The organism is Pseudomonas sp. GW823-FHT02F05 (genome assembly GCF_058797315.1).
On record NZ_JBXAJM010000026.1, the window covers coordinates 16084 to 39087 of the forward strand.

Here is a 23004-nt window from a genome sequence, read left to right on the forward strand (position 1 = left end):
CTGCGCTGTCATGTTTGCGTCACAAAACAGTCGCACTATCGACTCAGTCCAACCAATAACAATTAAGGACGATTGACCATGCCCACACAAAACCCGCACCGCACCGCCGGCCTTTGCACCTCCAGCAAGGTCTACAGCGCCTTGACTGAACTCAAGCACCTTGAAGGCCATCGCAGCGCCAAGTTCCTGGCATTGCTGGCAGAAAACCTGGTGCGCAAGGGCCTGCTCAGTGAGCACGAAGTGGTGAACATGCTCGACCAGGTGGTGGACTAACGCCTGACGTTGATGTCGACTATCGAGCCAGGTGATTTTTCCCAGGCACCGGCAAACCGTAAGGTGACCTCCATAACGTTTGGAGGTACTTATGCCCACTATTCAAATCATGTCCGTCATCGGCAGCGCCGTCCCCGCCCCTCTGCGCAAACTGGGCTTGCTCGCCTGCTGGTACGTTGTGCGCGATGGCGAGCCGATCAGCGGCCCGCTCACTTCGTTATCCGATGCCGAGACACAGCGCCGAATGGCAACCGACTTCAGGCTCGAGGCCTGAAAGCTACGGCAATGGCAACTTGACCCGCGGCTTGGTTTCGACGAACAACGCCCAGCACGACATGAACAACGCTGCCACCAGCGGCCCGATCACAAAGCCGTTAAGGCCGAACACCGACAGGCCGCCCAAGGTCGAGATCAGGATCAGGTAGTCCGGCATCTTGGTGTCCTTGCCCACCAGGATCGGGCGTAGCACGTTGTCCACCAGGCCAATCACGAACACCCCGAACAGCCCCAGCACCACGCCCTGCCAGATCGAACCGCTCAACAGGAAATAAACCGCCACCGGCCCCCAGACCAGCCCGGCACCCACCGCAGGCAGTAGTGACAGGAACGCCATCAGCACGGCCCAGAGCAAGGCACTCGGGATGTCCAGGAACCAGAAGATCAAGCCTCCCAGCGCACCTTGGGTCACAGCCACCAGCACGTTGCCCTTGACCGTGGCGCGCACTACGCGGTTGAACTTGAGCTGCAGGCGACGCTTTTGCGGCTCGGCCAACGGTACTGCCGTGCGCACCTTGCGTACCAGTTCCGGGCCATCGCGCAGCAGGAAAAACAGCAGGTACAGCATGATGAAAAAGCTCACCAGGAAATCAAACGTACCCTGGCCGAAGCTGAACGCCTGGGAGGCAAAGAACTGACTGCCCTGCATGGCGCCCTTGACCACTTTTTCCCGCAGCCCTTCGAGGTTGCCCATGCCAAAACGGTCGAGCAACTGCTGGAAATACGGCGGTAAAACGTTCTTGAATTGCTCGATATAACCCGCTACGTCGAGTTTGCCGCTCTCGATGTTTTTGTAGAGCGTGGCCCCCTCTTGCACCAGCAAAGCACTGGTGATGATCACCGGCAGAATCGCGATCACCAGGCACACCATCAAGGTGGTCAGGGAGGTCAGGTTGCGGTTCCAGCTAAAACGTTGCTGCAGGCGGCGCTGCATCGGCGCAAAGATAATGCCCAGGATCACCGCCCAGAACACCGCACCGTAGAACGGCAGCAATATCCAGATAAAAGCCACGGTGACCAAGGCCAGTAGCAGCAACAGGGTTTTGAATTGCAGGTTGGTTTGATTCATGTCCGGTCCATGTCAGAAAAACAGGGCCGATGGCGGCCCTGTTGCTTAGTCCGCAGCCAAACGTGGGAGTGCCCTTGTTTATCGAACAAGCATAGATCGCGTTATTTAGACCTGGGTCAATATCCCGTTATCGCTCCAGCACTACCCTCGCGCCTTTTTGCGACCCACACCCATGCGCCCGATAACTGCCCCCGAACTGCTCGCTCCCGCCGGAACCCTGAAAAACATGCGCTACGCCTTCGCCTACGGTGCCGACGCGGTCTATGCCGGCCAACCGCGCTACAGCCTGCGGGTGCGCAATAACGAGTTCGACCACGCCAACCTGGCCCTCGGCATCCAGGAAGCCCATGACCTGGGCAAGCGCTTCTACGTGGTGGTGAACATTGCGCCGCACAACGCCAAGCTCAAGACCTTCCTCAAGGACCTGGCGCCCGTGATCGCCATGGGCCCGGATGCGCTGATCATGTCCGATCCTGGGCTGATCATGCTGGTGCGCCAGCACTTCCCGCAGATGCCGATCCACCTGTCGGTGCAGGCCAATACGGTGAATTGGGCCAGCGTGGCGTTCTGGCAGCAACAAGGCATTTGCAGGGTGATTCTGTCGCGGGAGCTGTCTCTGGAAGAGATTGGCGAAATCCGCCAGCAGGTGCCGACGATGGAGTTGGAGGTGTTTGTACATGGCGCCTTGTGCATGGCCTATTCCGGGCGGTGCCTGCTGTCGGGCTATATGAACAAACGCGATGCCAACCAGGGCACTTGCACCAATGCCTGCCGCTGGAAATACCAGGCCACGCCGGCAGTGGAGAATGCCACTGGCGATATCGTCCATGAATACCAACCCACATTGGGCATCGGCACGCCCACCGATCAGGTGTTCCTGCTACAAGAGGCCAATCGCCCCGATGACCCCATGCCTGCTTTCGAAGACGAACACGGCACCTACATCATGAACGCCAAGGACCTGCGCGCCGTGCAGCATGTGGAGCGCCTGGCACAGATGGGCTTGCATTCGTTGAAGATCGAAGGCCGCACCAAGTCCCACTTCTACTGCGCGCGCACCACCCAGGTGTACCGCCAGGCCATCGATGACGCAGTGGCCGGCCGGGCGTTTGACCGCGGCTTGATGACCAACCTCGAGTCCCTGGCCCAGCGTGGCTACACCGAAGGTTTCCTGCGCCGCCACGTGCACGATGAATACCAGAACTACCAGAACGGCAGCTCGGTTTCCGAGCGCCAGCAGTTTGTCGGGGAGCTGACCGGCGAGCGCCGTGGCGCGTTGGCCGAGGTGAAGGTGAAGAATCGCTTTGTGCTGGGCGACCACCTGGAGTTGATGACGCCCGCCGGCAATTTTCATTTTGACTTGCCGAGCCTGCATAACGCCAAGGGCGAAAGCATTGAGCTGGCGCCGGGGGACGGGCATACGGTGTATGTGCCGATTCCGGCGCAGATGGACCTGCGTTTTGGCCTGCTGATGCGCGACGTTTAAACCCTGCCGTGGGTTGGATGGATCAGATCCTGAACTGGCCTACCAACTGCCCGAGGCGCTGGCCCAGATCTGCCAGGCTGCGAGACGTCTGAGCGCCCAACTGGGTTTCGTCCGCCACGCTGTCCACCGCTACGGCAATCTGATGCACGCTGCGGTTGATCTCTTCCGCCACGGCGGTCTGCTCTTCCGCGGCGCTGGCAATCTGGGCGTTCATTGAGTTGATGGTGCCAATCAGTTGCGCCATGGTGTCCAGGGACGCGCCGGCCTGGTTGGCCTGGGCCGAGGTGCCGTCGCCGGCATCGCTGGAGCGGCGCATAGCGTCCACGGCCGCCTCGGTGCCTTTTTGCAGGCGATCGATCATGCCCTGGATTTCCTGGGTGCTGGTTTGGGTGCGACTGGCCAGGGCACGCACTTCATCGGCGACCACGGCAAAGCCACGCCCAGCCTCCCCGGCCCGTGCGGCCTCGATGGCAGCGTTGAGCGCCAGCAGGTTGGTTTGCTCGGCGATAGAGCGGATCACGCCGAGCACACTGACGATTGACGACACATCCTGCTGCAGGCTGTCCAGGGACACGCCGCTGCTGCGAATGTCGTTCACCAGCGCATGGATCTGCGCGATGCTGCCGTCCACCACCCGCTTGGCGGCCTGGCCTTCGGCGTCGGTCTGCTGCGCAGCGACGGCGGCGCCTTGGGCACTGCGTGCCACTTCGTGGGCCGCCGAGGACATCTGGTTGATCGCGGTGGCCACCTGGTCGGTCTCGTGGCGCTGGCGTTCCATGGCCTGCTCTGAGCGCTGGGCCTGGTCGGACACCTGGCTCACCAGCCCGGTGAGTTGGGCGGTCATGTCGGTGATCTGGCGCACCAGGCCGTGGATTTTATCGACAAAGCGGTTGAATGCACCGGCCAGGTCGCCGAGTTCATCCTGGCTGGTGATGGCCAGGCGGCGGGTCAGGTCACCTTCACCCGCGGCGATGTCATCGAGGTTGGCTTTCATCAGGTGCAGCGGGCGCAGGATGGTATTGGCCAGCAGCATGCCCACGGCGGCGATCACCAGCAACACCACCACGGCCACGCCGAGGATGCTCAACAGTACGCCTTGCATGCGCTTCTCGACTTTTGCCTGCACCACCGCCACTTGGGCGTCGATGCCATCAAGGTTCACCGAGGTGCCGATCACCATGTCCCACTTGGGCAGATACTCGGTATAGCCGAGCTTGGGCACCAGCTCGGTCTGGCCGGGCTGGGTCGAGCTGTATTGCAGGTAGTGGGTGCCGTCCTTGCCGACCTTCACCAGGTCGCGGTTGACGTAGACGCCGTTGGGGTCGCGGTTGTCCTTGAAGCTTTTGCCCACGCCGTCCGGGCTGTTGCCCTTGAACAGGCGGATGGTTTCGGAGTCGTAGCCGAAGAAATAGCCGTCTTTGCCGTAGCTGGTATTGGATAACAACTTGACCACCTGCGCCCGCGCCGCGCTGTCGCCGGGGGCTGCCGCGTCGTAGAGCGGCTTGATGGTGGTCATGGCCACCTCGACATAACTTTGCAGGGTGGCCTTGGCGTCGTTGAGCAGGCGCTGACGGGTTTCATCCACCTCGTTGCGGGCCTGGCCCTGCAGAATCCACACGGTGGTCAGGCTGATGACCACGGCAAACAACAACACCGGCACGACAGCAAGGGCCAGGACTTTGGCCTTCAAACTCAGACGCATGGCTTTTCTCTCTTGTTAGTGGCGACTTGAGAGGTTAACGGCCATGTGAGCGATTACTGTAGGAGCGAGCTTGTGTGGCGAGGCAGCTTGCTGCCGCTGGGGTGCGCAGCGCCCGCACGCTTTTTTGGGGCTGCTTCGCAGCCCAGCGGGAGCAAGCTCCCTCGCCACAGAGGTTCTCGCCTGGATCAGAGCGTCATCGCGGCCAGCCAGCCGAACGCCAGTAGCGGCAGGTTGTAGTGCAGGAAGGTCGGCACCACGGTGTCCCAGATATGGTGGTGCTGGCCGTCGATGTTCAGGCCGGAGGTGGGGCCTAGGGTGGAGTCCGAGGCAGGCGAACCGGCGTCGCCCAAGGCACCGGCGGTACCAACGATGCACACGATGGCCACCGGGCTGAAGCCCAACTGCACACACAGCGGCACGAAAATCGCCGCGAGGATCGGCACCGTGGAAAACGACGAGCCGATGCCCATGGTCACCAACAACCCCACCAGCAGCATCAACAACGCGCCGACGCCCCGGCTATGGCCGATGAACGCTGCCGAGGCTTGCACCAGCGAGTTCACGTCACCGGTGGCCTTGAGCACTTCGGCAAAGCCTGAGGACGCGATCATGATGAAGCCGATCATCGCCATCATCTTCATGCCTTCGGTGAACAGGTCATCGGTGTCGCGCCAGCGCACGATGCCCGACACCGAGAAGATCAGGAACCCGGCCAGGGCGCCGATGATCATCGAGTCCAGCCACAACTGGATGATGAACGCCGAGGCAATTGCCAGGCCGGCCACCAGCAGGGTCAGCGGGTTGTACTGCACCGCCACTTGCTCGACACGTTCGATTTTCTTCAGGTCGTACACACGCTTTTTGCGGTAGCTGATCAGCACCGCCACCAGCAGGCCGACCACCATGCCCAGCGCCGGCAGGCCCATGGCGTGGGTGACGTTGACCCCGCTGATATCCACCCCGCTCTTGGCGACGTTGGCCAGCAGGATCTGATTGAGGAAGATATTGCCAAAGCCCACCGGCAGAAACATGTACGGGGTGATCAGGCCGAAGGTCATCACGCAGGCGATCAGGCGACGGTCCAGTTGCAGCTTGGTCAGTACATACAGCAGCGGCGGTACCAGCAGCGGAATAAACGCAATGTGGATCGGCAAGATGTTCTGCGAGGCAATCGCCACCACCCACAACAGGCCGATCAGCAGCCATTTGACGTGGTTGCCACCGCTGGCGTCCTGGCGGTCCACCAGCAGCAAGGCTTTGTCCGCCAGCGCATGGGCCAGGCCGGACTTGGCAATCGCCACGGCGAAAGCACCGAGCAATGCGTAGGACAAGGCCACGGTTGCGCCGCCGCCCAGCCCGCCGTTGAAGGCCTTGAGCGTGGCCTCGATGCCTAGACCACCGGTCAAGCCACCCACCAGGGCGCCGACGATAATGGCGATGACCACATGCACGCGGGACAGGCTGAGTACCAGCATGGTGCCGACCGCGGCGATGACTGCGTTAATCATGGTTACCTCAAGCAGAAACAAAAAAGACAGGCATGCCCGCGCGCGGCCCAAGGGAACAGCTGCCGGCGTGCAGGCTTGAAAGAGGTCTTATTAGAGGGCGCGCACTTTGCAGGAGCTGGGCTGTCATGTCAAAAACTGTGGTGAGACAAAGCCCTCTGCACAGATAAAGAAATACCGGCACTGGCCGATACGCTGTCTCTATGTGCTTTCAGGTAAGGATGTCCCGATGTCGCTCAGGCAGCTCTCCATTCAATGGAAAATCACCCTGCTGGCGGGCCTCTGCCTGCTGGGGATCGTGACCCTGCTGGTGGGTCTGTCGCTGTATCGCATGGCGCAGAGCTCGCAGCAGGTCAAGGCGTCCAGCATGCAGATGCTCGACGAAGCTGCCCAGTCGCGCATCGAGGCCCAAGGCGAAGTGCAAGCGCTGGGCATTCGCCAGCAGTTCATGGATGCTTACCAGTACGGCCATGGCTTTTCCCGCCAGGTGTTGTTTTTGCGCGAGCAGGCCGAGAAGCGCTTTCTCGATGCCTTCGACACCCGTGAAGACCTGACGCGCCAGGTCAAGGCCGCCCTGCAGGCCAACCCCGACCTGCTCGGCCTGTCCCTGGTGTTCGAAGCCAATGCGCTGGACGGCAAGGACGAACTGTTCGCCAATCAGGCGGAACTGGGCAGCAATGACAAAGGCCGTTTCGCGCTGTACTGGTCGCAACCGACACCGGGGAAAATCACCTCGATGGCGCTGCCCGAGAGCGACATGGCCGACACCTCCATCGGCCCCAGCGGCGAAAAGGCCAACGCCTGGTTCACCTGCCCGCGCACGACTCTCAAGCCCTGCGTGATCGAGCCCTACTTCTATGTGATCGACGGCCAGAACGTGCTGATGACCAGCATCGTGTTCCCGCTGATGGTCAATGGCAAAGTCATCGCCTCGCTGTCGGTGGATATCAACCTCAACAGCCTGCAGGCGGTCAGCCAACAGGCCAGCCAGAAACTGTACGACGGCCAGACCCAGGTCAGCATCCTCAGCGCCACTGGCTTATTGGCTGGCTACAGCCCGGATGCCAGCAAACTCAGCCAACGCCTGGAGCAGGTCGACCCGGCCAGCGGCGCACAGCTGACCAGTGCCTTGGCCAGCAGTACCCAGACCCGCAGCCTGCGCACCGACCACCAACTCAAGGTACTGGCGCCTTTTGCGCCGATTCCCGGCGGTAAGGCGTGGGGCGTATTGCTGGATGTACCGGAAAAAGTCCTGGTCGCCCCCGCCGAAGCGCTGAAAAACCAGCTGGACGCCGACAACGCCAAAGGCACCCTGCTGGAACTGGGCCTGGGCCTGCTGGCCGCCGTGGTCGGCTTGATCCTGGTGTGGCTGATGGCACGCAGCGTGACCCGGCCAATCCTCGGCGTGGCGCACATGCTTGAGGATATCGCCAGCGGCGAAGGCGACCTGACCCGGCGCCTGGCCTATGCCAAAAAGGACGAACTGGGCCAATTGGCCGGCTGGTTCAACCGTTTCCTCGACAAGCTGCAGCCGATCATTGCCGAGGTCAAACGCTCGGTGCAGGACGCTCGCGGCACCGCCGACCAGTCCGCCGCTATTGCCACGCAAACCAGCGCCGGCATGGAGCAGCAGTACCGTCAGGTGGATCAGGTGGCCACCGCATCCCACGAAATGAGCGCCACCGCTCAGGATGTGGCTCGCAGCGCCGCCCAGGCGGCCCAAGCCGCCCGAGATGCCGACCAGGCGACTCGCCAAGGCTTGACGGTTATCGACCGCACCACCGCCAACATTGGCGAGCTCGCCGCCGACATGAGCACCGCTATGACCCAAGTTGAAGGCTTGGCCGCCAACAGCGAACAGATCGGCTCGGTGCTCGAAGTGATTCGCGGCATCGCCGAGCAGACCAACCTGTTGGCGCTCAACGCCGCCATCGAAGCCGCTCGCGCCGGTGAAGCCGGCCGCGGTTTTGCCGTGGTCGCCGACGAAGTGCGCAACCTGGCACGGCGCACCCAGGAATCGGTGGAAGAAACCCGCCTGGTGATCGAACAATTGCAAACCGGTACCAGCGACGTGGTCGGTTCCATGGGCAACAGCTATCGCCAGGCCCAGGGCAGCGTCGAACAGGTCGGCCAGGCCGTCACCGCCTTGCGCCAGATTGGCGATGCGGTCACGGTGATCAGCGACATGAACCTGCAAATCGCCAGCGCCGCGGAAGAGCAAAGCGCCGTGGCCGAAGAGATCAACAGCAACGTGGCGACCATTCGCGATGTGACCGAATCGTTGTCGGAGCAGGCCAATGAATCGGCGCGGGTCAGCCAGGCGTTGAACAGCCTGGCGAACCAGCAGCAGGGGTTGATGGATCAGTTTCGGGTCTGAATGTAGCTAGGCTTTTCTGTGGGGGTCGGGCTTGCCCGCGATACAGACACCTCGGTATTTCAGGTAAACCGAGTCGATGCTATCGCAGGCAAGCCAGCTCCCACATTTTGAGCAGCGGTGCGCCAGTGTCAGCGGCGTGGCAACTGGATCAATACCTTGAGCCCACCCAGCTCGCTCTCTTGCAGTTGCAACACCCCGCCCCACACCTCAACGATGTCCCGCACGATCCCCAAACCCAGGCCATGGCCAACCCTTTGCTCATCAAGGCGTGCGCCACGGCTGAACACTTGGTCGCGCTGGGCCTCGGGAATGCCGGGGCCGTCGTCTTCCACCGCCAGCCGATAGCCCTGGGGCGTCTCGCTGACGCTCAGGCGTACCTCGGCGTCCGCCCATTTACAGGCGTTGTCCAACAGATTGCCCAGCAGTTCCAGCAGGTCTTCCCGGTCCCAGGGCAGTTGCAGGCCCGGCGCCACCTGATAGCTGAGGTCCAGGTGTTCGCCGTGGATCATGCGCAGGGTGGCCAGTAAACCGGGCAGCTCTTGTTCACAGTCAAACAACGCGCCCGGCAAGGCATCGCCCGCCAGGCGCGCACGGTTGAGTTCACGGTTGAGGCGCTGCTGCACCTGCTCCAATTGCTCGCGCAGCAACTGGCTCAGTTGCGGATGATCCTTGAGCGCGTCACTGGAGGCCGCGCTCAACAACACCGCCAGCGGGGTTTTCAGCGCATGCCCCAGGTTGCCGAGGGCGTTGCGAGAGCGCTTGAGGCTGTCTTCGGTGTGCGCCAACAGGTGGTTAATCTGCGCCACCAGTGGCTCCAGCTCAAGCGGCACTTGGGTGTCGAGTTGCGAACGCTGGCCTTGTTGCAGTTGGGCGATCTGGTTGCGTGCGGTCTCCAGGGGGCGCAGGGCACGGCGCACGGTGACCCGTTGCAGGATCAGCACCAACAGCAGCGCCGCCAGCCCCATCACCAGGCCGACCTGGCGCATCAGGCGAAAGCTTTCGCGCACAGGCGTGTAGTCCTGGGCCACGCTGATGGAAATCGATTGGCCGAAGCGCTTGTAGTCCGAGCGCAGCACCAACAGTTGCTGGCCTTCGGGCCCCAGTTGCAGGTTGCCCTTGAGCCCCGCCACCGGGAGCCGGGGCAGTTCCTGGTCCCACAATGAACGGGAGCGCCAATGCACATCGGCAAAGTCGATACGAAAGTAATGCCCGGAAAACGGCCGCTGGTACGCTGGCGACAGGCGTTGCTCATCCAACTGCACGCCGTTGGGCCCACGCACCAGCGCCACCAGCAGGTTTTCGCTGTCGTTGCGCAAGCCCGCTTCAAGGTAGCGTTGCAAACCCGCCTCGAACAACCACAGGCTGGTTTGCGCCAGCACCACGCCGACAATCACCATCACGCTGATCAACCCCAGGCTCAAGCGCCGCTGGATCGACCTCATGCCGGGGTGGCGCCGAAACGGTAGCCCTGGCCGCGCCGGGTCTCGATCACACTGCGGCCCAATTTGCGTCGCAGGTGGTTGACGTGTACCTCAAGTACATTTGAGTCGCGCTCGGTCTCACCGTCATACAAGTGTTCGGCCAGGTGGCTTTTGGACAGGATCTGTTCGGGATGCAGCATGAAATAGCGCAACAAACGAAACTCGGCAGCCGTCAGCTGGATCTCGGCGCCGTCACGTAGCACGCACTGGCGCCCTTCATCCAAATGCAGACCGGCAGCTTGCAGGGTGGGCTGGTTCGTCTGGCCGTGGGAGCGGCGCAGCAGCGACTGGATGCGCAGGTACAGCTCTTCAGGGTGAAAGGGTTTGCTCAGGTAATCATCGGCGCCGGCCTTGAGCCCTTCGATACGCTCGGCCCAGGAATCGCGGGCCGTGAGGATCAGCACTGGTATGGCCAACGAGGCGGCGCGCCATTGCGCCAGCACTTCAAGCCCGGGTAAACCGGGCAAGCCAAGGTCGAGGATGATCAAGTCATACGGCTCGCTGCGTCCCTGATACACGGCGTCGCGGCCATCGGCCAGCCAGTCGACCGCGTAGCCCTGGCGCTGCAGGCCGGCCATCAGTTCGTCGGCCAGGGGCACGTTGTCTTCCACCAGGAGCAGGCGCATCAGTCTTCCTCATCTTTGATCAGGTCGCCATTGGTGGCATCCAGCTTGATCTCGCGCACCACGCCCTCGGTGGTCACCAGTTCCACTTCATAGGCGTATTGCCCGTGTTTCTTTTCCAGTTCGGCTTCCAGCAGCCGTGAGCCGGGGTATCGCGCCATGGCCTGCTGCAACAGCTGTTCCAATGGCAGGATGACGCCTTGTTGGCGCAGGGCCAGGGCTTCGTCCTGGTTGAGGTCGCGGGCCGCGAGGCTGGAACAAAACACCATGAGCACCAGCGCCACGCGACTGCCGACGCGTAAATTTACCTTCATTACGTATCCTGATGATTCTTGAGAACCTGCCCGGTGAGCGCGTTCAATTCAACATCCCATTCAATGCCGTCGGTATCTCGTAGCTCGACTTCATAGACGTACTTGCCGTATTCCTCATCCAGATCGGTGTCCAGCAGCGTCGAACCAGGGTGAAGGGCCAGGGCCGTGGCTTCCAACTGATCGAAAGCGACAATTGTAACAGTGGCCGGCACGATCAGTGGCTTGTCGGGGTCCACGGCGGCGGCCGGGGTCGCCGTAACGAGGATGATAGCGGCGGCGCCCAGGGCAGTGAGGCGCTTCATGATAAGTCTCCGTTACATGATGTTTTCCTACATCGGCCACCGTACGCCCTGCAACTTAACTGAAACTGAATTGCCACCATGGCAATTCCAGTCAAGCCATTTTTCCCACTGCCTGCGAGATTTCCTATACTGCCCCGCTCGCCTCAACAGAGACCGGTATGACAGCCATCCATATCAAGTTCCCGGCCTTGACCCTCAAGGCCGGTAAACGCGCCATCACCCGCATCCGCGAGCAGGGCCTTGCGCCTGCCGACGTCGGTATCCTCCCCGGGGCGGCTGGCGGCCCCAAGGCCCTGGGTATCCAAGGGCTCGACCTGGCGCTGTTCGGTGATTGGTTGCCCCGTGCGCCGCGCGAGCGTGCGCTGATCGGCGCGTCCATTGGCTCCTGGCGGTTTGCCAGCGCCTGCCTGCCCGACCCGGTGCAAGGTTTGCTCGACCTGGGCCGGCTGTACAACGAGCAGCGCTTTGCCAAAGGCGTGACCATGGCGCAAGTCAGCCAGAGCTGCCAACGCATGCTCGACGACCTGCTGGCCGGGCGCGATGCGCGGGTGCTGGACAACCCCGACTATCGGCTGAACATCATGGTGGTCAAGAGCCACGGTTTGCTCGCCGATGACCACCGTGGGCGGCTGGGGCTGGGCCTGTCATCGGTGATTGCCGATAACCTGCGGGGCCGCGCACGGCTGTCGCGGCATTTCGAGCGGCTGATCATCCACGACCCGCGCCAGGCGCCCCCTGTACACCCCCTGAAGGATTTCCCCTCGCGCTTTCTCACCCTGGACGTGGGCAACCTGCGCCAGGCGTTGCTCGCGTCCGGGTCGATCCCCATGGTCATGCAAGGCGTACGCGACCTGCCTGGGGCCGGGGCCGGCACCTACCGCGACGGCGGCCTGCTGGACTACCACCTCGACCTGCCCTACCACGGCGATGACATCGTGCTGTACCCGCACTTTACCGACCGGGTCATCCCCGGCTGGTTCGACAAGGGCCTGCCATGGCGACGCAGCAACCAGCAAGGCTTGCAGGATGTGTTACTGCTGGCGCCGTCCAGGGACTACCTGGCCCGCCTGCCCCACGGCAAGCTGCCAGACCGCAGCGACTTCAAGCGCTTTATGGGCGATGACCCTGGCCGTAACAAATATTGGCAAGCTGCCATGAGCGAGAGCCAACGGCTGGGGGATGAGTTTTTGGCATTGGCGGATAACGGCAAGCTCGGCGACCGTTTGCTAGCCCTTTGACCGCATGGGCGCCTGCGGCCGAGGGGCGGTATGCGCAGAGGTTGATCAAGCTGTTAAACTCGCCGCCTGCCAGACACCTGACCGAGCTGAAAACACTGTGGAAATCTTCAAGGAATTTACATTCGAATCCGCCCACCGCCTGCCCCACGTACCGGAAGGCCACAAATGCGGGCGCCTGCATGGGCATTCGTTCAAGGTGGCCATCCACCTGAGCGGCGACCTGGATCCCCATACCGGCTGGATTCGCGACTTCTCGGAGATCAAGGCGATTTTCAAGCCGCTCTATGAACGCCTCGACCACAACTACCTCAACGACATTCCCGGCCTTGAAAACCCCACCAGCGAAGTGCTGGCCAAGTGGATCTGGAATGAACTGAAACCCTTGTTGCCGGAACTCAGTGCGATCCGTATCCACGAGACCTGCACCAGTGGGTGCATTTATCGCGGCGAGTAAGTGATCGAGTGTTGAAAAGACCACCTGCGGGGAATGTCACTGTGGCGAGGGAGCTTGCTCCCTCGCCACAGGTCACTGTTTGTTCGCTCTAGCTCTTAATTGGCTGGCATTGCCAACTGTAGGTGTTTTTTTTCGAAGCGGCGGGCTGATCCATTAGGAAAACCCGCACAGACGCCGATCGACTGAGCCAGTTTGGCTCACCGCTGCACTGCTTTTGCGCTGATTGGGAGGAGGCGGCCTTATAAAGGGCTTACTCCGTCAGCGCATACCTGCCTGCACCTGCATTGGCACGCAGGATGCACACGACCTGGGTCACCACTCAGGGAGCAGCCCCCATGACGCAACAAGACCCCGGCAACGACTACCCTCTCAGCGAAGTCCCCTTGCACGCGCGCAAGGGTCTGGCCTCTACGGCCATGGTGTTGCTGGGGTTCACCTTTTTTACCGCGACCATGTTCGCCGGCGGCAAGCTGGGGGTGGCGTTCAGCTTCATCGACATGCTCGGCGTCGTGGCCCTGGGTAACCTGTTGTTGGGTATCTACGCCGCAGGCTTGGGTTACATCGCGTTCAAGAGCGGCTTGAACTCGGTGTTGATGGGGCGTTTCTGCTTTGGCGAAGTGGGCAGCAAGCTCAGTGACTTGATCCTCGGTTTTACCCAGATCGGCTGGTATGCCTGGGGCACGGCCACGGCTGCGGTGGTATTGGGCAAGTATTTCCAATTGAGCCAGGGCAGTGTGCTGGGGCTGATGGTGGTATTTGGCTTACTGTTCTGCGCCACCGCCTACGTGGGGTATCGCGGCTTGGAAATCCTGTCCTACATCGCGGTGCCGGCCATGGGGCTCCTGTTGCTGCTGTCGATGTGGGTCGCCACTGTAAAGGTCGGCGGGCTGGAGGGGCTGCTGGCGGTGGTGCCCAGCGCTGAGCTGGACTTGTCCACCGCCATCACCCTGGTGTTCGGGACCTTTGTCAGCGGGGCAACCCAGGCCACCAACTGGACGAGGTTTTCGCGCTCGGCCAAGGTTGCGGTGTGGGCCAGTCTGATCGGTTTTTTTGTCGGCAATGGTTTGATGGTGCTGATCGGGGCCTATGGCGCCATCGTCTATCAGCAACCGGATGTAGTGGAAGTCTTGCTGCTGCAAGGTTTCGCCACGGCGGCGATGGCGATGTTGCTGCTCAATATCTGGAGCACCCAGGACAACACCATCTACAACTTCGCCGTCGCCGGTTGCAACCTGCTGCGTACCCAGCGTCGCAAGAGCGTGACCCTGGCCGGCGCGGTGATCGGCACCCTGCTCGCCTTGTTCGGCATGTACGACCTGTTGGTGCCGTACCTGATCCTGCTGGGCACGGTCATCCCGCCGATAGGGGGCGTGATCATGGCGGACTTCTTCTATCGCTATCGCGGCCAATATCCGCGCTTGGCAGAGGCTCACTTACCGGCATTCAATTGGCCAGGTCTGATCGCGTATGGGGTGGGTACCGTGGTCGCGTTCAACTCGCCGTGGGTCGCGCCGTTGGTGGGAATTTTTGCCGCATCGCTGACCTATGTGCTGCTCAGCGCCATACTACGCGCCATGACCGCCTGGACATCGGTATCGTCCTGAGGATCTGGCGGCTGTCTGCCTGATTTTTTAGCCAAGAGGAACTTGCCCATGCACATCATCAATGCCCGCCTGCGCAACCGTGAAGGCCTGCATGATCTGCACCTGGAAAATGGCCGGATCGCCAGCATCACTGCGCAAACCGGAGCGCCCACACTGATGGCCGGCGACTTGGACGCCGCCGGCAACCTGGTCATACCGCCCTTTGTCGAGCCCCACATCCACCTCGACGCCACCCTCACCGCCGGCGAGCCGCGCTGGAACATGAGCGGTACGCTGTTTGAAGGCATCGAGTGCTGGGGCGAACGCAAGGCCACCATTACTCTGGAAGACACCAAGGCCCGGGCCAAAAAAACCATTCAGGCGCTCGCCGCCCATGGCATCCAGCATGTGCGCACCCATGTCGACGTCACCGACCCGGACCTCACCGCACTCAAGGCCCTGCTGGAGGTACGTGAAGAGAGTACCCACCTGATCGACCTGCAAATCGTCGCCTTCCCCCAGGAAGGCATCGAGTCCTTCCGCAATGGTCGCGAGTTGATGGAAGAAGCCATTCGCCTGGGTGCCGATGTGATCGGTGGCATCCCCCACTTCGAATACACCCGCGACCAAGGCGTGAGTTCGGTGAAGTTCCTCATGGATCTGGCCGAGCGTACTGGCTGCCTGGTGGACGTGCACTGTGACGAAACCGATGACCCCCACTCACGCTTTCTCGAAGTCCTCGCGGAAGAAGCCCGCAGCCGCGACATGGGTGCCCGCGTGACCGCCAGCCATACCACCGCCATGGGTTCCTACGACAATGCTTACTGCGCCAAGCTGTTTCGCCTGCTAGGGCACTCTGGCATCAGCTTTGTCTCGTGCCCCACCGAAAGCATCCACCTGCAGGGCCGCTTCGACAACTTCCCGAAACGCCGTGGTGTCACCCGTGTGAACGAACTGCTTGAGGCCGGCATGAACGTGTGTTTCGGCCAGGATTCCATCGTCGATCCCTGGTACCCGCTGGGTAACGGCAACATTCTGCGAGTACTGGAGGCCGGTCTGCACATCTGCCATATGCTCGGTTACCGCAATTTGCAAAACGCCCTGGACCTGGTCACGGACAACAGTGCCAAAGCCATGGCCCTGGACGATCGTTATGGGTTGCAAGCAGGTCGCCCGGCCAACCTGCTGATCCTGTCGGCCGACAGCGACTACGAAGTCATACGTAGCCAGGGCCTGCCGTTGTACTCGATTCGCAACGGCAAGGTACTGATGAAACGGCAACCGGCACAGGTAGAGTTTATGTAATCGCGTGGGTTAGACGACTGAGTCGATGTCCAACGTTTGCACCCGTGCCTGTTCATCGTGGGAAGGCGGCGGGACGCTGGTGAATTGGGCCGGCTCACGATTCTCGCGATGGCGGAACCAACGCTTGAGGCTCGCTTGCAGACGTGCAGAAGAGGCATGGCTGCCGTAGACATCGCGGGCTTGCAGGCGACGCCAGCGCAGGCTTGCCAAGCGCTCGCGGCTGGTGTGCAAACGGTCGATCTCTGCGTTCAAGGCATCAGTAGGTTCATGGCTACGATCATTGGCAGGGCGCCGCAGAGCAAGTTCACGCCGCTTGGCCCGTAGTTGCTCGCGCATGTCTTCAAAGGCCCGGTCGAGCAGCTCGAATTCCCTCTGGGTCACCAACGAGCCCTCACTCTCCAGGGTTTGTTGCCAGCGGCGCAATGTCGCCCACGCCGCGGGGATGTAGCTGGTGGTCATGAAGTGCTGGTCGGCTTGAAACAGCTGCCTCAGCACATTATCGCGGTCGGGCATGTCGCCCTGCAGTTGCAATGCGCGGTTGCAACCCGCTTCTTGGAGGGATTCACAGCCAGGTTTCCATAACACCGAAGAATGGCTGCCATCCGGGAGCGTGATCGGCATGAAATGATATTGCTCGCCATGATGCCGATAGGGGTTGCCGCCCACGCGCACCAGCCCTGCGGCGAACAACAGGCCACCGGGTACGGGGTTGCTGAATAGTGTGATGGCCCCGGGAATCCAGAGCTTGGCGGTGGTATTCATCCAGGGCGCCGGGACGCTGGGGACGGGGTCGTTGTGGTTGACGATGCGGTGGTGGACCAGGGAAGAGGCACCGGCGGTAAATTCAGAGTCGGCGGCGCGGGGAGCGCCGTAGGTGTAGAGCAGGATGTTGTAATGGGCGTCTGGGGTTCGGCGCAGTCCTTCTGCCAACAGCAGTGCTATGGCGCCGCCGAGGCTGTGGCCGCACATTACGATGCGCTGGCCGGTGTGAAACTGATCAAGATATTGCAATACGAAATTACGCAGCGCCCGATAGGCCTGGTAAAAACCATCGTGGGCTTTTCCAACACCGCCTTCGAAGGCCACCTGATGGGCGTCGGCGTCACGTAATGCGTCGGCACGGCTGACCGTTCCTCGCACAGAGATCAGGATGACTTCATCGTGGTGGGTGATGAAGGCCTGGGTGTCAGTACCGAATTTTTCATCATCGAAAAAGTGCAAACGTGCGGGATGCTCCTGCTCTTCGTTTCGTTCCGGGCGATTTTGGGGATACAACACGGGATCGAACGGCAGGATTTCGAAGCGTTGGGAGTAAGGGATATCTTCGTAGATCGGGTAAAAACGGTGTGATTGCTTCGGATCAATTCGCCAGGCTTCGTGATACACCGAAAGCTGTTCAGCGAATAAATTTCCAACGCTCGGATCCAACGGAAACCGGACTTCGTCTAATGGTTTTTCGGCGGGGGCCTGTCCAAAATCGCAGTAACTCAACGCAGCAAACAATGCCAGTTGGTATAGGTTAAGGGCGCAGAAGCCGTCTTCGGTGGATAAGATGGGGCGTAAGGCCCGTAGTGGTCGCACTTCCAGAACGGTGTGCTTGTTGGGGAACAGTACGATACCCACCAATGAAGGCTGAGGCGGGCCGAAGCCCAGATCGGCCAACATTTTCAGTGCATGGCGCTTGGGACGCAAAGCTGACGAAGCAGGTCGGGGCAAATGAGCGCTATGGCGTACCAAATCGCTTACTTCAACCTGATAAAACCCATCCGCTTCTTGGTAGGCAGGCCCCCCCTCAACGCGTCTGCCGCCAGCACTACCAAAAAAAGTTCGCTCAGCGCGAATTTGAAGTTCGGTGATAGGCAGTTTGTACGTTCGGCGCGTTCTTAGCTGGTAGTACGGCTCCTCAGTCCCGCTATACAAATCATCCAACATGAGAACAACAGGGCCGCAGTAGAAATCTTGCAGCCTGGCAAAACCCTCGCCATTCAATTTACCGACGTACTGTCTCCCTGAACTGTCATGGACCGAAAATGGCAGTCCGCCATAGGCTTTTCCATTGCCTGCCATATCGACCAAACGAAAACTTACCCAGTGCCCTTTCAATGCGCAAGCAGGCATTCGTTCACTGAAAAAAGCTTGCTTCCATGCATCCAGCTTCATGAATTCGTCCTTGTTACTTGCATGTTGGATAGACGTCGCATATGCGCCCGTCCGGCATTTTTATGGGTTTAAAGTCCGTGGTGTTACCTGCGCAATATGCAAAAAGGTCTTCGAAACTCTTGCCTCTGCATCGCCGCCATCCACCCGGCACAGCTACCCATCTATCATCAAAGGCAGGTAACTCATCCTCACTGACAGATAGCACCAGCCTCAGCTTTTTCCCCGGTAATTGCGGCCGTTGCGCCACGCCCCCTACCCGCGACTCTTGCAAGTTACCCATCGAATCCAATGAATTGCAGATCAGGAGTTTTCTAATCGCATGCAAAGGCCCTACGGTCCGAAAGTGCCACTTACATTGCCCAAGTATTTCCTGCACACCCGAGTCGGGCATCCCAGGTAGCTCGGCCTCCAAACGGTCTCGAATGGAAATACTCCCGAAATTCCCGCCCACATCCGTACTCCGTGTCCCCCACTTCGCATAGAAGTCAAATTCCACACTGCGCAGGACCAATGGACAACCGTCTACCGTTTCAGTCAGTGGCAACTCATAACTCACACTGCTCGCCACAGGCTTGTAGTCTGTAAAAAAGACTTTTCGCTCAGGTCTTTTGCCTCGCCGCCGAGGCAAGGTGCAGGTCTCACCCGTTGCGGGCCGGTAGTTCGCAGCCGTTTTAAGTTCAAATTGCGCCGGCAAATCCACCTCCAATGTAAAACGCTCCACCGTCCTCCCCGTACACCCCGAAAGCCACGCAGCCGCAACAACCAGCAACACCCACCCTATCCACCTATTCACCTTTCCCTACCTCCCTGTGCCACTGCTCCACCACTCGTTCAAAATGCTCCCCTGGCGCCTCGCCGGCCCTCGGCTGCCAATGGATAACACTGCTTCGGGTCGCCTCTGCCAAACGACGCACCACCAGAAATTCGAGCTTCTCCGGCTCCCGCCATTGCCAGGCGCGCGCCTGCGCCAGTACCTGGGCCAGCCAAATCCTTGGGTCTTGGAATTCGACCAATGCCGCCAGGTCTTCACTGTGTTCCGCCAACAGGTAACGCAGGATATTGGCGTTCAGGATGGCTTCGGCCTGGGGATTGGGTGTATCGAGCCAAGGCGGGAGCCGAGGCGCTGGGTAATCGCCCGGTGCAGGGTTTTCGTGATGGCACCAATGGCCTTCGTGCCAATAGCACACACTGATCAGCGGCCCGAGGTAGACCGGCCAATGCTCTTTGGCCAGATAGGCCAGGGCGCGGGCCAAGGTGCGGTTGTCGTGAATGCGGTAAAGCGCCTGCTGGCCCTCCGGCCCTGTCAGGAGCCTTTCGCGCCAATGGCGCGCCACATCCGTCAAGTCGGTAGCCGACAAGCTCGCGAGCCACCCCCAGTTTGACTCGGGGTGTTGCAACAGATCAGCCAGGGCGGGTTCATTGATCTGCTCAAGCAAGAGGATGATCGGGCCAGAACTCGCCAGCTCCGCCGCGGCGGTATCGCTATAGAGATTGCAATAGTGCGACGGGGCGCAACCTGCCAATAGAGGCTGGCGAGCCTCGTGGCCACCTTCCACTATCAGGCACAATCGGTGCCCGTTCTGCAGCTGTTGGGCCATCCAACGACGGGGCAAGCTGTCCATCAAGCCGCCCTCTGCGTGATATCGCACAGGCCTTCGCGACAGCGCTCGCACAGGGGGCAAAAGTCCGCGTCAAGTTGCCTGGCCAAGTCCATGACGACGCTTTGCACTGCCGACAACTGCGCGCCAGCGAACAAAGCCAGGCTCGCCGAACTGTTTGCGACCGACGAACCGGCCTGGGTAAGGGGCCTGCTGCTTGAGATACTGCCCGCTTGCATCACCAAGTGTTCCCCGCCAGCCATCAAGCTCAGTTGCGCACCGGCCTCAATGACCAGGCTGGCACCGGCCTTGAGGTGAACCCGCTGCCCAGCTTCGATCACCAGATTCTGGCCAACGCGAGTCAGGCTATCGCCCTCTACCTCCAGGCGACTGTCATGACCCACCCGTTGTTCCAAGTCACGCTGGGCGTGCAGGTAGATGAGCTCTTCGCCGCGTCGATCTTCAACGTGCAGCTCGTTAGCCCCTCCACCATTCGGTGAACTGCGGCTACGCAGCACGCTGCGTGTCTTGTGCTGCGGCAAGGGATAGGCTGGCAGGTGTGATGCATTGGGCAGGCAACCCGTAACGAGAGGGTGGTCCGGGTCGCCCTCCAGAAAGCTCACCAGCACTTCCATGCCTACCCGTGGAATCACCATGGCACCAAACCCGTCCCCCGCCCAACCGGACGCCACGCGCAGCCAGCAACTGCTCGCCCCCTCGCGGTTGTCCACACGATCCCAATGAAAGCGCACCCTCACCCGACCATAGGCATCGCAATGCACGTCTTCGCCCGCAGGCCCGGTTACCGTCGCGGTCTGGCTGCCACTGATCGTTGGCCTGGGATGCTTGAGGGCCGGTCGATGCACTGCACGCCAGGGTGTCGCGGTGAATCGGTTGCGATAGCCCTGGAATCCACTGGCTTCAACCATCGACTCCTCCAACACCTGCGGCTGGTAACCCTCATGACGCACCGAAGTCAGCAGCCATAAATCGTTGCAGAGTGGGTCGGGGTGATCACATAGCTCAAGGAAGTGACCACTGCACAATGCCGGCTGATCGCTCTTGCCCAACACCCTGTGGCGATCACGCTGGTGACGCTCCAGGCCGCGTCGCGCCAGCTGCGCGCCGCGCGCATGCCCCTTAAAACCGGCAGGGTAGGCATAGTCTTCCAAAGTTTGCGCCTGCACGGCACCGGCCTCTTTTTGCAGGCGAAATGAAGGGTGCTCGAAGTCATAGTCACGGCGTACAGTGCGCCGGCTGCGCGTCTCCAATCGCAGGTCGAAGCGCTGTACAACACGGCTCTGGAGCACCGGATCAGGCGACGAGCAATACCGCTGCACCGGCAACCGTCGAAATACTGTCTGGTCATCACCGAACACCAGCAGATGATTGTCCACGCTGTGACGAAAGTGATAGTGGATGCCCTCCTCTTCACACAGCCGCTGGATAAAATGCAGGTCGGACTCCCTGTACTGCACGCAAAACGCGCGTGGCGGATACACCACCGGCCCGAGTTCAAAGGCATAGGCGTCAGAGAAGATGCCGTGGTGTTCGAGGACCGTCGCAATGATCTGCGGTACGCTGCGCTGCTGGAAAATCCGCTGGTCGCAACGATGGGCAAGGGATGCCAGACGTGGAGCCAGCGTGATGTGATAACGGGTGAGTCGCGCACCGGGATCGTCCCGACCGATGGCGTAGACGTGCCCATGCAGGCCCTGCCCTGCTTCCCCGAAGTCCAGATAGGCGGGTTTATGAAGCAATGCCTCCAGGTCAAGAGAAGGATCTTCGCTGACTAACTGCACCTGTATGAAGTAAGGTTGATCGAGGGCTTCGCTGCCTTTGAACGCTACTACCTGAAGATCTGTATTTATTTCTGAAAGGATCAATTTGAAACATGACGAAAGAAACTTGTTAACCATCCTTTGTTACCCGCCATCAACTTTTCGATTGAACGACTCTCTTTCGCCAACGCCAACTGGATTGGAAAAAAAGCACCTGAACATGCTCAAGCTTAGCGATTTCAGGCGATTTTCGGCCCGCACCGAATAAAAAAGAAGTTTCGTACAACGAGGATGGAAGTGTCTTTTTACAAAATATTAATACTTTCCATAACAAACAGAAAACGCGGACTGTTGCTTGTCTATTTACAACTAAGCTTTAAGGAAACGACTGACACTAATTCAAGGCACCTGCTGTTCCGAGATCTACATAATTAGTCGCGCCGTCCCGAAAAGACTCACACTCAGCACATTTCCAGACTCGGTCTGCAATCGCACTGGCGCCGTGCCACCCGGCATCACCACCGTTACGTCGTCACCCTCAATCCAACCCGCGCGCCATGCCGCGCATGCTACTGCGCTGGCGCTGGTCCCCGAAGACGCCGTAGGCCCCTCTCCTCGCTCAAATACGCGCGCGATGACTCGATTGCCAGCGTCTCGAGCAACCCATTGCAGGTTGACCCCGCCAACACAGAGTTGCCCGCACCCTGCCGGCGGTGCAAAAGCGATGGCCTTCAACCGATTGAAAAGTGCCAACTGGTGCATCGTGTCATTAACCGGCAACGCCGACACATGCTCAACCAGCGTCACACAATGAGGGTTGCCTATCCGGACAAATTGGCTGTTTCCCCATTGCGCATTGATCGACGCCAATGCCGCCACGCGGCTGAATTCATGATGTGCCGCGACCACAGGGCTCACACCGACCGCCCCCACCGCCAAGGGGCCAAACTCGGGCCTGCCCAACGCCAGCCAGAAGCCTGGCACCTGTTCATGCTTCGCCGGCTCGACATAGGTGATCACGGGCGATACCGCATCCGGCTTATCGTGATACACCCGCAACTCGCTACCGTGCACCATTAACCCCTGGTCGGTTAACGCCTGGGCAAAAATGGTCAGGCCATTACCACTGCGTTCGGCGAGAGAACTGTCGGTATTGATGATCAGCAGATCAAACGGTGGCCGTGCTTGAAATGGCCCGACTAACAAACCATCACAGCGATACGCCTTTGCACCGGTCGGTGGTGGTAATGCACCCCAGCCACATTCGGACGCAATGGCCGATGCGGCCCACATCTCGCGCGTGCTTGCAGCCAAGCGGGCGTTGTCGGGCACATCGATACCCAGACCGCGCAAATGGGCCGGGCTGACCACCCCATAGATATTTCCGCGTGCATCGTAGAACCGAGTCATGACCACGCCAGCCAGAGATTTTTCATCGGTTCGTCCGCTCACTTATCGACCATCGGGACAGCAGCGT

General features: G+C 60.5%; 20 protein-coding genes. 8 read left to right on the top strand and 12 right to left on the bottom strand.

What is annotated here, in order from left to right:
- Positions 1-78 precede the first annotated feature (78 nt).
- Entirely contained in the window at positions 79-273 is a 195-nt protein-coding gene (locus tag AC1RAC_RS24930) for a hypothetical protein (protein ID WP_003190284.1), read from the top strand.
- 91 nt (positions 274-364) lie between these two features.
- Entirely contained in the window at positions 365-547 is a 183-nt protein-coding gene (locus AC1RAC_RS24935; RefSeq protein ID WP_034125803.1) for a hypothetical protein, read from the top strand.
- Between the two features lie 3 nt (positions 548-550).
- Here AC1RAC_RS24935 and AC1RAC_RS24940 read toward each other — a convergent pair whose 3' ends face one another.
- Positions 551-1618, bottom strand: coding sequence for an AI-2E family transporter (locus AC1RAC_RS24940; RefSeq protein WP_019818663.1), 1068 nt, complete (start codon positions 1616-1618; stop codon positions 551-553).
- Positions 1619-1790: 172 nt separating this feature from the next.
- Between AC1RAC_RS24940 and trhP the strand changes: the two genes are divergently transcribed.
- Positions 1791-3104 carry a prephenate-dependent tRNA uridine(34) hydroxylase TrhP gene (trhP, locus tag AC1RAC_RS24945; RefSeq protein ID WP_089042733.1) on the top strand — a complete coding sequence of 438 codons (1314 nt, stop codon included), beginning with the start codon at positions 1791-1793 and terminating at the stop codon, positions 3102-3104.
- A 22-nt stretch (positions 3105-3126) separates the two neighbouring features.
- On the opposite strand, the gene ctpM is transcribed toward trhP, so the two are convergent.
- The gene (gene ctpM / locus AC1RAC_RS24950; RefSeq protein WP_054922288.1) at positions 3127-4806 is read right to left on the bottom strand and encodes a methyl-accepting chemotaxis protein CtpM; all 1680 of its coding nucleotides are present in this window, start codon (positions 4804-4806) and stop codon (positions 3127-3129) included.
- A gap of 185 nt (positions 4807-4991) precedes the next feature.
- Positions 4992-6311 (bottom strand): Na+/H+ antiporter family protein, encoded by a 1320-nt coding sequence (locus AC1RAC_RS24955; protein WP_161793214.1) that lies wholly within the window; start codon positions 6309-6311, stop codon positions 4992-4994.
- 229 nt (positions 6312-6540) lie between these two features.
- On the opposite strand from AC1RAC_RS24955, the gene AC1RAC_RS24960 reads away from it, so the two are divergent.
- Positions 6541-8688 (top strand): methyl-accepting chemotaxis protein, encoded by a 2148-nt coding sequence (locus AC1RAC_RS24960; RefSeq protein ID WP_054922293.1) that lies wholly within the window; start codon positions 6541-6543, stop codon positions 8686-8688.
- A 128-nt stretch (positions 8689-8816) separates the two neighbouring features.
- Here the strand turns inward: AC1RAC_RS24960 and AC1RAC_RS24965 are convergent, their stop codons facing one another.
- From AC1RAC_RS24965 to AC1RAC_RS24980, 4 genes are read right to left on the bottom strand one after another with little or no spacing between them, the layout of a single operon-like run.
- Entirely contained in the window at positions 8817-10130 is a 1314-nt protein-coding gene (locus tag AC1RAC_RS24965) for a sensor histidine kinase (protein ID WP_014717944.1), read from the bottom strand.
- Positions 10127-10795, bottom strand: coding sequence for a response regulator transcription factor (locus AC1RAC_RS24970; RefSeq protein WP_034125807.1), 669 nt, complete (start codon positions 10793-10795; stop codon positions 10127-10129). Before AC1RAC_RS24970 ends, AC1RAC_RS24965 begins: the two co-directional genes overlap by 4 nt.
- Positions 10795-11106, bottom strand: a complete 312-nt coding sequence (locus AC1RAC_RS24975) for a PepSY domain-containing protein (protein ID WP_003190266.1) — start codon at positions 11104-11106, stop codon at positions 10795-10797. Before AC1RAC_RS24975 ends, AC1RAC_RS24970 begins: the two co-directional genes overlap by 1 nt.
- Positions 11106-11408 carry a PepSY domain-containing protein gene (locus AC1RAC_RS24980; protein ID WP_054898803.1) on the bottom strand — a complete coding sequence of 101 codons (303 nt, stop codon included), beginning with the start codon at positions 11406-11408 and terminating at the stop codon, positions 11106-11108. The genes AC1RAC_RS24975 and AC1RAC_RS24980 overlap by 1 nt, the downstream gene beginning before the upstream one ends.
- A 158-nt stretch (positions 11409-11566) precedes the next feature.
- Between AC1RAC_RS24980 and AC1RAC_RS24985 the strand changes: the two genes are divergently transcribed.
- From AC1RAC_RS24985 to codA, 4 genes are all read left to right on the top strand, one after another.
- Positions 11567-12646 (top strand): patatin-like phospholipase domain-containing protein, encoded by a 1080-nt coding sequence (locus AC1RAC_RS24985; RefSeq protein ID WP_054922297.1) that lies wholly within the window; start codon positions 11567-11569, stop codon positions 12644-12646.
- A gap of 97 nt (positions 12647-12743) precedes the next feature.
- Positions 12744-13100 carry a 6-carboxytetrahydropterin synthase QueD gene (gene queD, locus AC1RAC_RS24990; RefSeq protein ID WP_003190259.1) on the top strand — a complete coding sequence of 119 codons (357 nt, stop codon included), beginning with the start codon at positions 12744-12746 and terminating at the stop codon, positions 13098-13100.
- Between the two features lie 335 nt (positions 13101-13435).
- Positions 13436-14704 carry a cytosine permease gene (gene codB, locus AC1RAC_RS24995; protein WP_054898236.1) on the top strand — a complete coding sequence of 423 codons (1269 nt, stop codon included), beginning with the start codon at positions 13436-13438 and terminating at the stop codon, positions 14702-14704.
- A 48-nt stretch (positions 14705-14752) separates the two neighbouring features.
- Positions 14753-15988, top strand: coding sequence for a cytosine deaminase (codA, locus tag AC1RAC_RS25000; RefSeq protein ID WP_259038714.1), 1236 nt, complete (start codon positions 14753-14755; stop codon positions 15986-15988).
- Between the two features lie 9 nt (positions 15989-15997).
- On the opposite strand, the gene AC1RAC_RS25005 is transcribed toward codA, so the two are convergent.
- The 5 genes from AC1RAC_RS25005 to AC1RAC_RS25025 form a co-directional block, all read right to left on the bottom strand.
- Positions 15998-18148 (bottom strand): lipase family protein, encoded by a 2151-nt coding sequence (locus AC1RAC_RS25005; protein ID WP_492617072.1) that lies wholly within the window; start codon positions 18146-18148, stop codon positions 15998-16000.
- 13 nt (positions 18149-18161) lie between these two features.
- The gene (locus AC1RAC_RS25010; protein ID WP_371262642.1) at positions 18162-18941 is read right to left on the bottom strand and encodes a hypothetical protein; all 780 of its coding nucleotides are present in this window, start codon (positions 18939-18941) and stop codon (positions 18162-18164) included.
- Positions 18934-19770 (bottom strand): DUF4123 domain-containing protein, encoded by an 837-nt coding sequence (locus tag AC1RAC_RS25015; RefSeq protein ID WP_492617073.1) that lies wholly within the window; start codon positions 19768-19770, stop codon positions 18934-18936. The genes AC1RAC_RS25010 and AC1RAC_RS25015 overlap by 8 nt, the downstream gene beginning before the upstream one ends.
- The gene (gene tssI / locus AC1RAC_RS25020) at positions 19770-21665 is read right to left on the bottom strand and encodes a type VI secretion system tip protein TssI/VgrG (protein WP_492617074.1); all 1896 of its coding nucleotides are present in this window, start codon (positions 21663-21665) and stop codon (positions 19770-19772) included. The genes AC1RAC_RS25015 and tssI overlap by 1 nt, the downstream gene beginning before the upstream one ends.
- A 285-nt stretch (positions 21666-21950) precedes the next feature.
- Positions 21951-22937 (bottom strand): diaminopimelate epimerase, encoded by a 987-nt coding sequence (locus tag AC1RAC_RS25025; RefSeq protein ID WP_072448703.1) that lies wholly within the window; start codon positions 22935-22937, stop codon positions 21951-21953.
- Between the last annotated feature and the right edge of the window lie 67 nt (positions 22938-23004).

Coding starts and splice junctions, on each gene's coding strand:
- AC1RAC_RS24930 (WP_003190284.1), top strand. CDS start 79: ATGCCCACACAAAACCCGCACCGCACCGCCGGCCTTTGCACCTCCAGC.
- AC1RAC_RS24935 (WP_034125803.1), top strand. CDS start 365: ATGCCCACTATTCAAATCATGTCCGTCATCGGCAGCGCCGTCCCCGCC.
- AC1RAC_RS24940 (WP_019818663.1), bottom strand. CDS start 1,618: ATGAATCAAACCAACCTGCAATTCAAAACCCTGTTGCTGCTACTGGCC.
- trhP (WP_089042733.1), top strand. CDS start 1,791: ATGCGCCCGATAACTGCCCCCGAACTGCTCGCTCCCGCCGGAACCCTG.
- ctpM (WP_054922288.1), bottom strand. CDS start 4,806: ATGCGTCTGAGTTTGAAGGCCAAAGTCCTGGCCCTTGCTGTCGTGCCG.
- AC1RAC_RS24960 (WP_054922293.1), top strand. CDS start 6,541: ATGTCGCTCAGGCAGCTCTCCATTCAATGGAAAATCACCCTGCTGGCG.
- AC1RAC_RS24965 (WP_014717944.1), bottom strand. CDS start 10,130: ATGAGGTCGATCCAGCGGCGCTTGAGCCTGGGGTTGATCAGCGTGATG.
- AC1RAC_RS24970 (WP_034125807.1), bottom strand. CDS start 10,795: ATGCGCCTGCTCCTGGTGGAAGACAACGTGCCCCTGGCCGACGAACTG.
- AC1RAC_RS24975 (WP_003190266.1), bottom strand. CDS start 11,106: ATGAAGGTAAATTTACGCGTCGGCAGTCGCGTGGCGCTGGTGCTCATG.
- AC1RAC_RS24980 (WP_054898803.1), bottom strand. CDS start 11,408: ATGAAGCGCCTCACTGCCCTGGGCGCCGCCGCTATCATCCTCGTTACG.
- AC1RAC_RS24985 (WP_054922297.1), top strand. CDS start 11,567: ATGACAGCCATCCATATCAAGTTCCCGGCCTTGACCCTCAAGGCCGGT.
- codB (WP_054898236.1), top strand. CDS start 13,436: ATGACGCAACAAGACCCCGGCAACGACTACCCTCTCAGCGAAGTCCCC.
- codA (WP_259038714.1), top strand. CDS start 14,753: ATGCACATCATCAATGCCCGCCTGCGCAACCGTGAAGGCCTGCATGAT.
- AC1RAC_RS25005 (WP_492617072.1), bottom strand. CDS start 18,148: ATGAAGCTGGATGCATGGAAGCAAGCTTTTTTCAGTGAACGAATGCCT.
- AC1RAC_RS25015 (WP_492617073.1), bottom strand. CDS start 19,770: ATGGACAGCTTGCCCCGTCGTTGGATGGCCCAACAGCTGCAGAACGGG.
- tssI (WP_492617074.1), bottom strand. CDS start 21,665: ATGGTTAACAAGTTTCTTTCGTCATGTTTCAAATTGATCCTTTCAGAA.
- AC1RAC_RS25025 (WP_072448703.1), bottom strand. CDS start 22,937: ATGACTCGGTTCTACGATGCACGCGGAAATATCTATGGGGTGGTCAGC.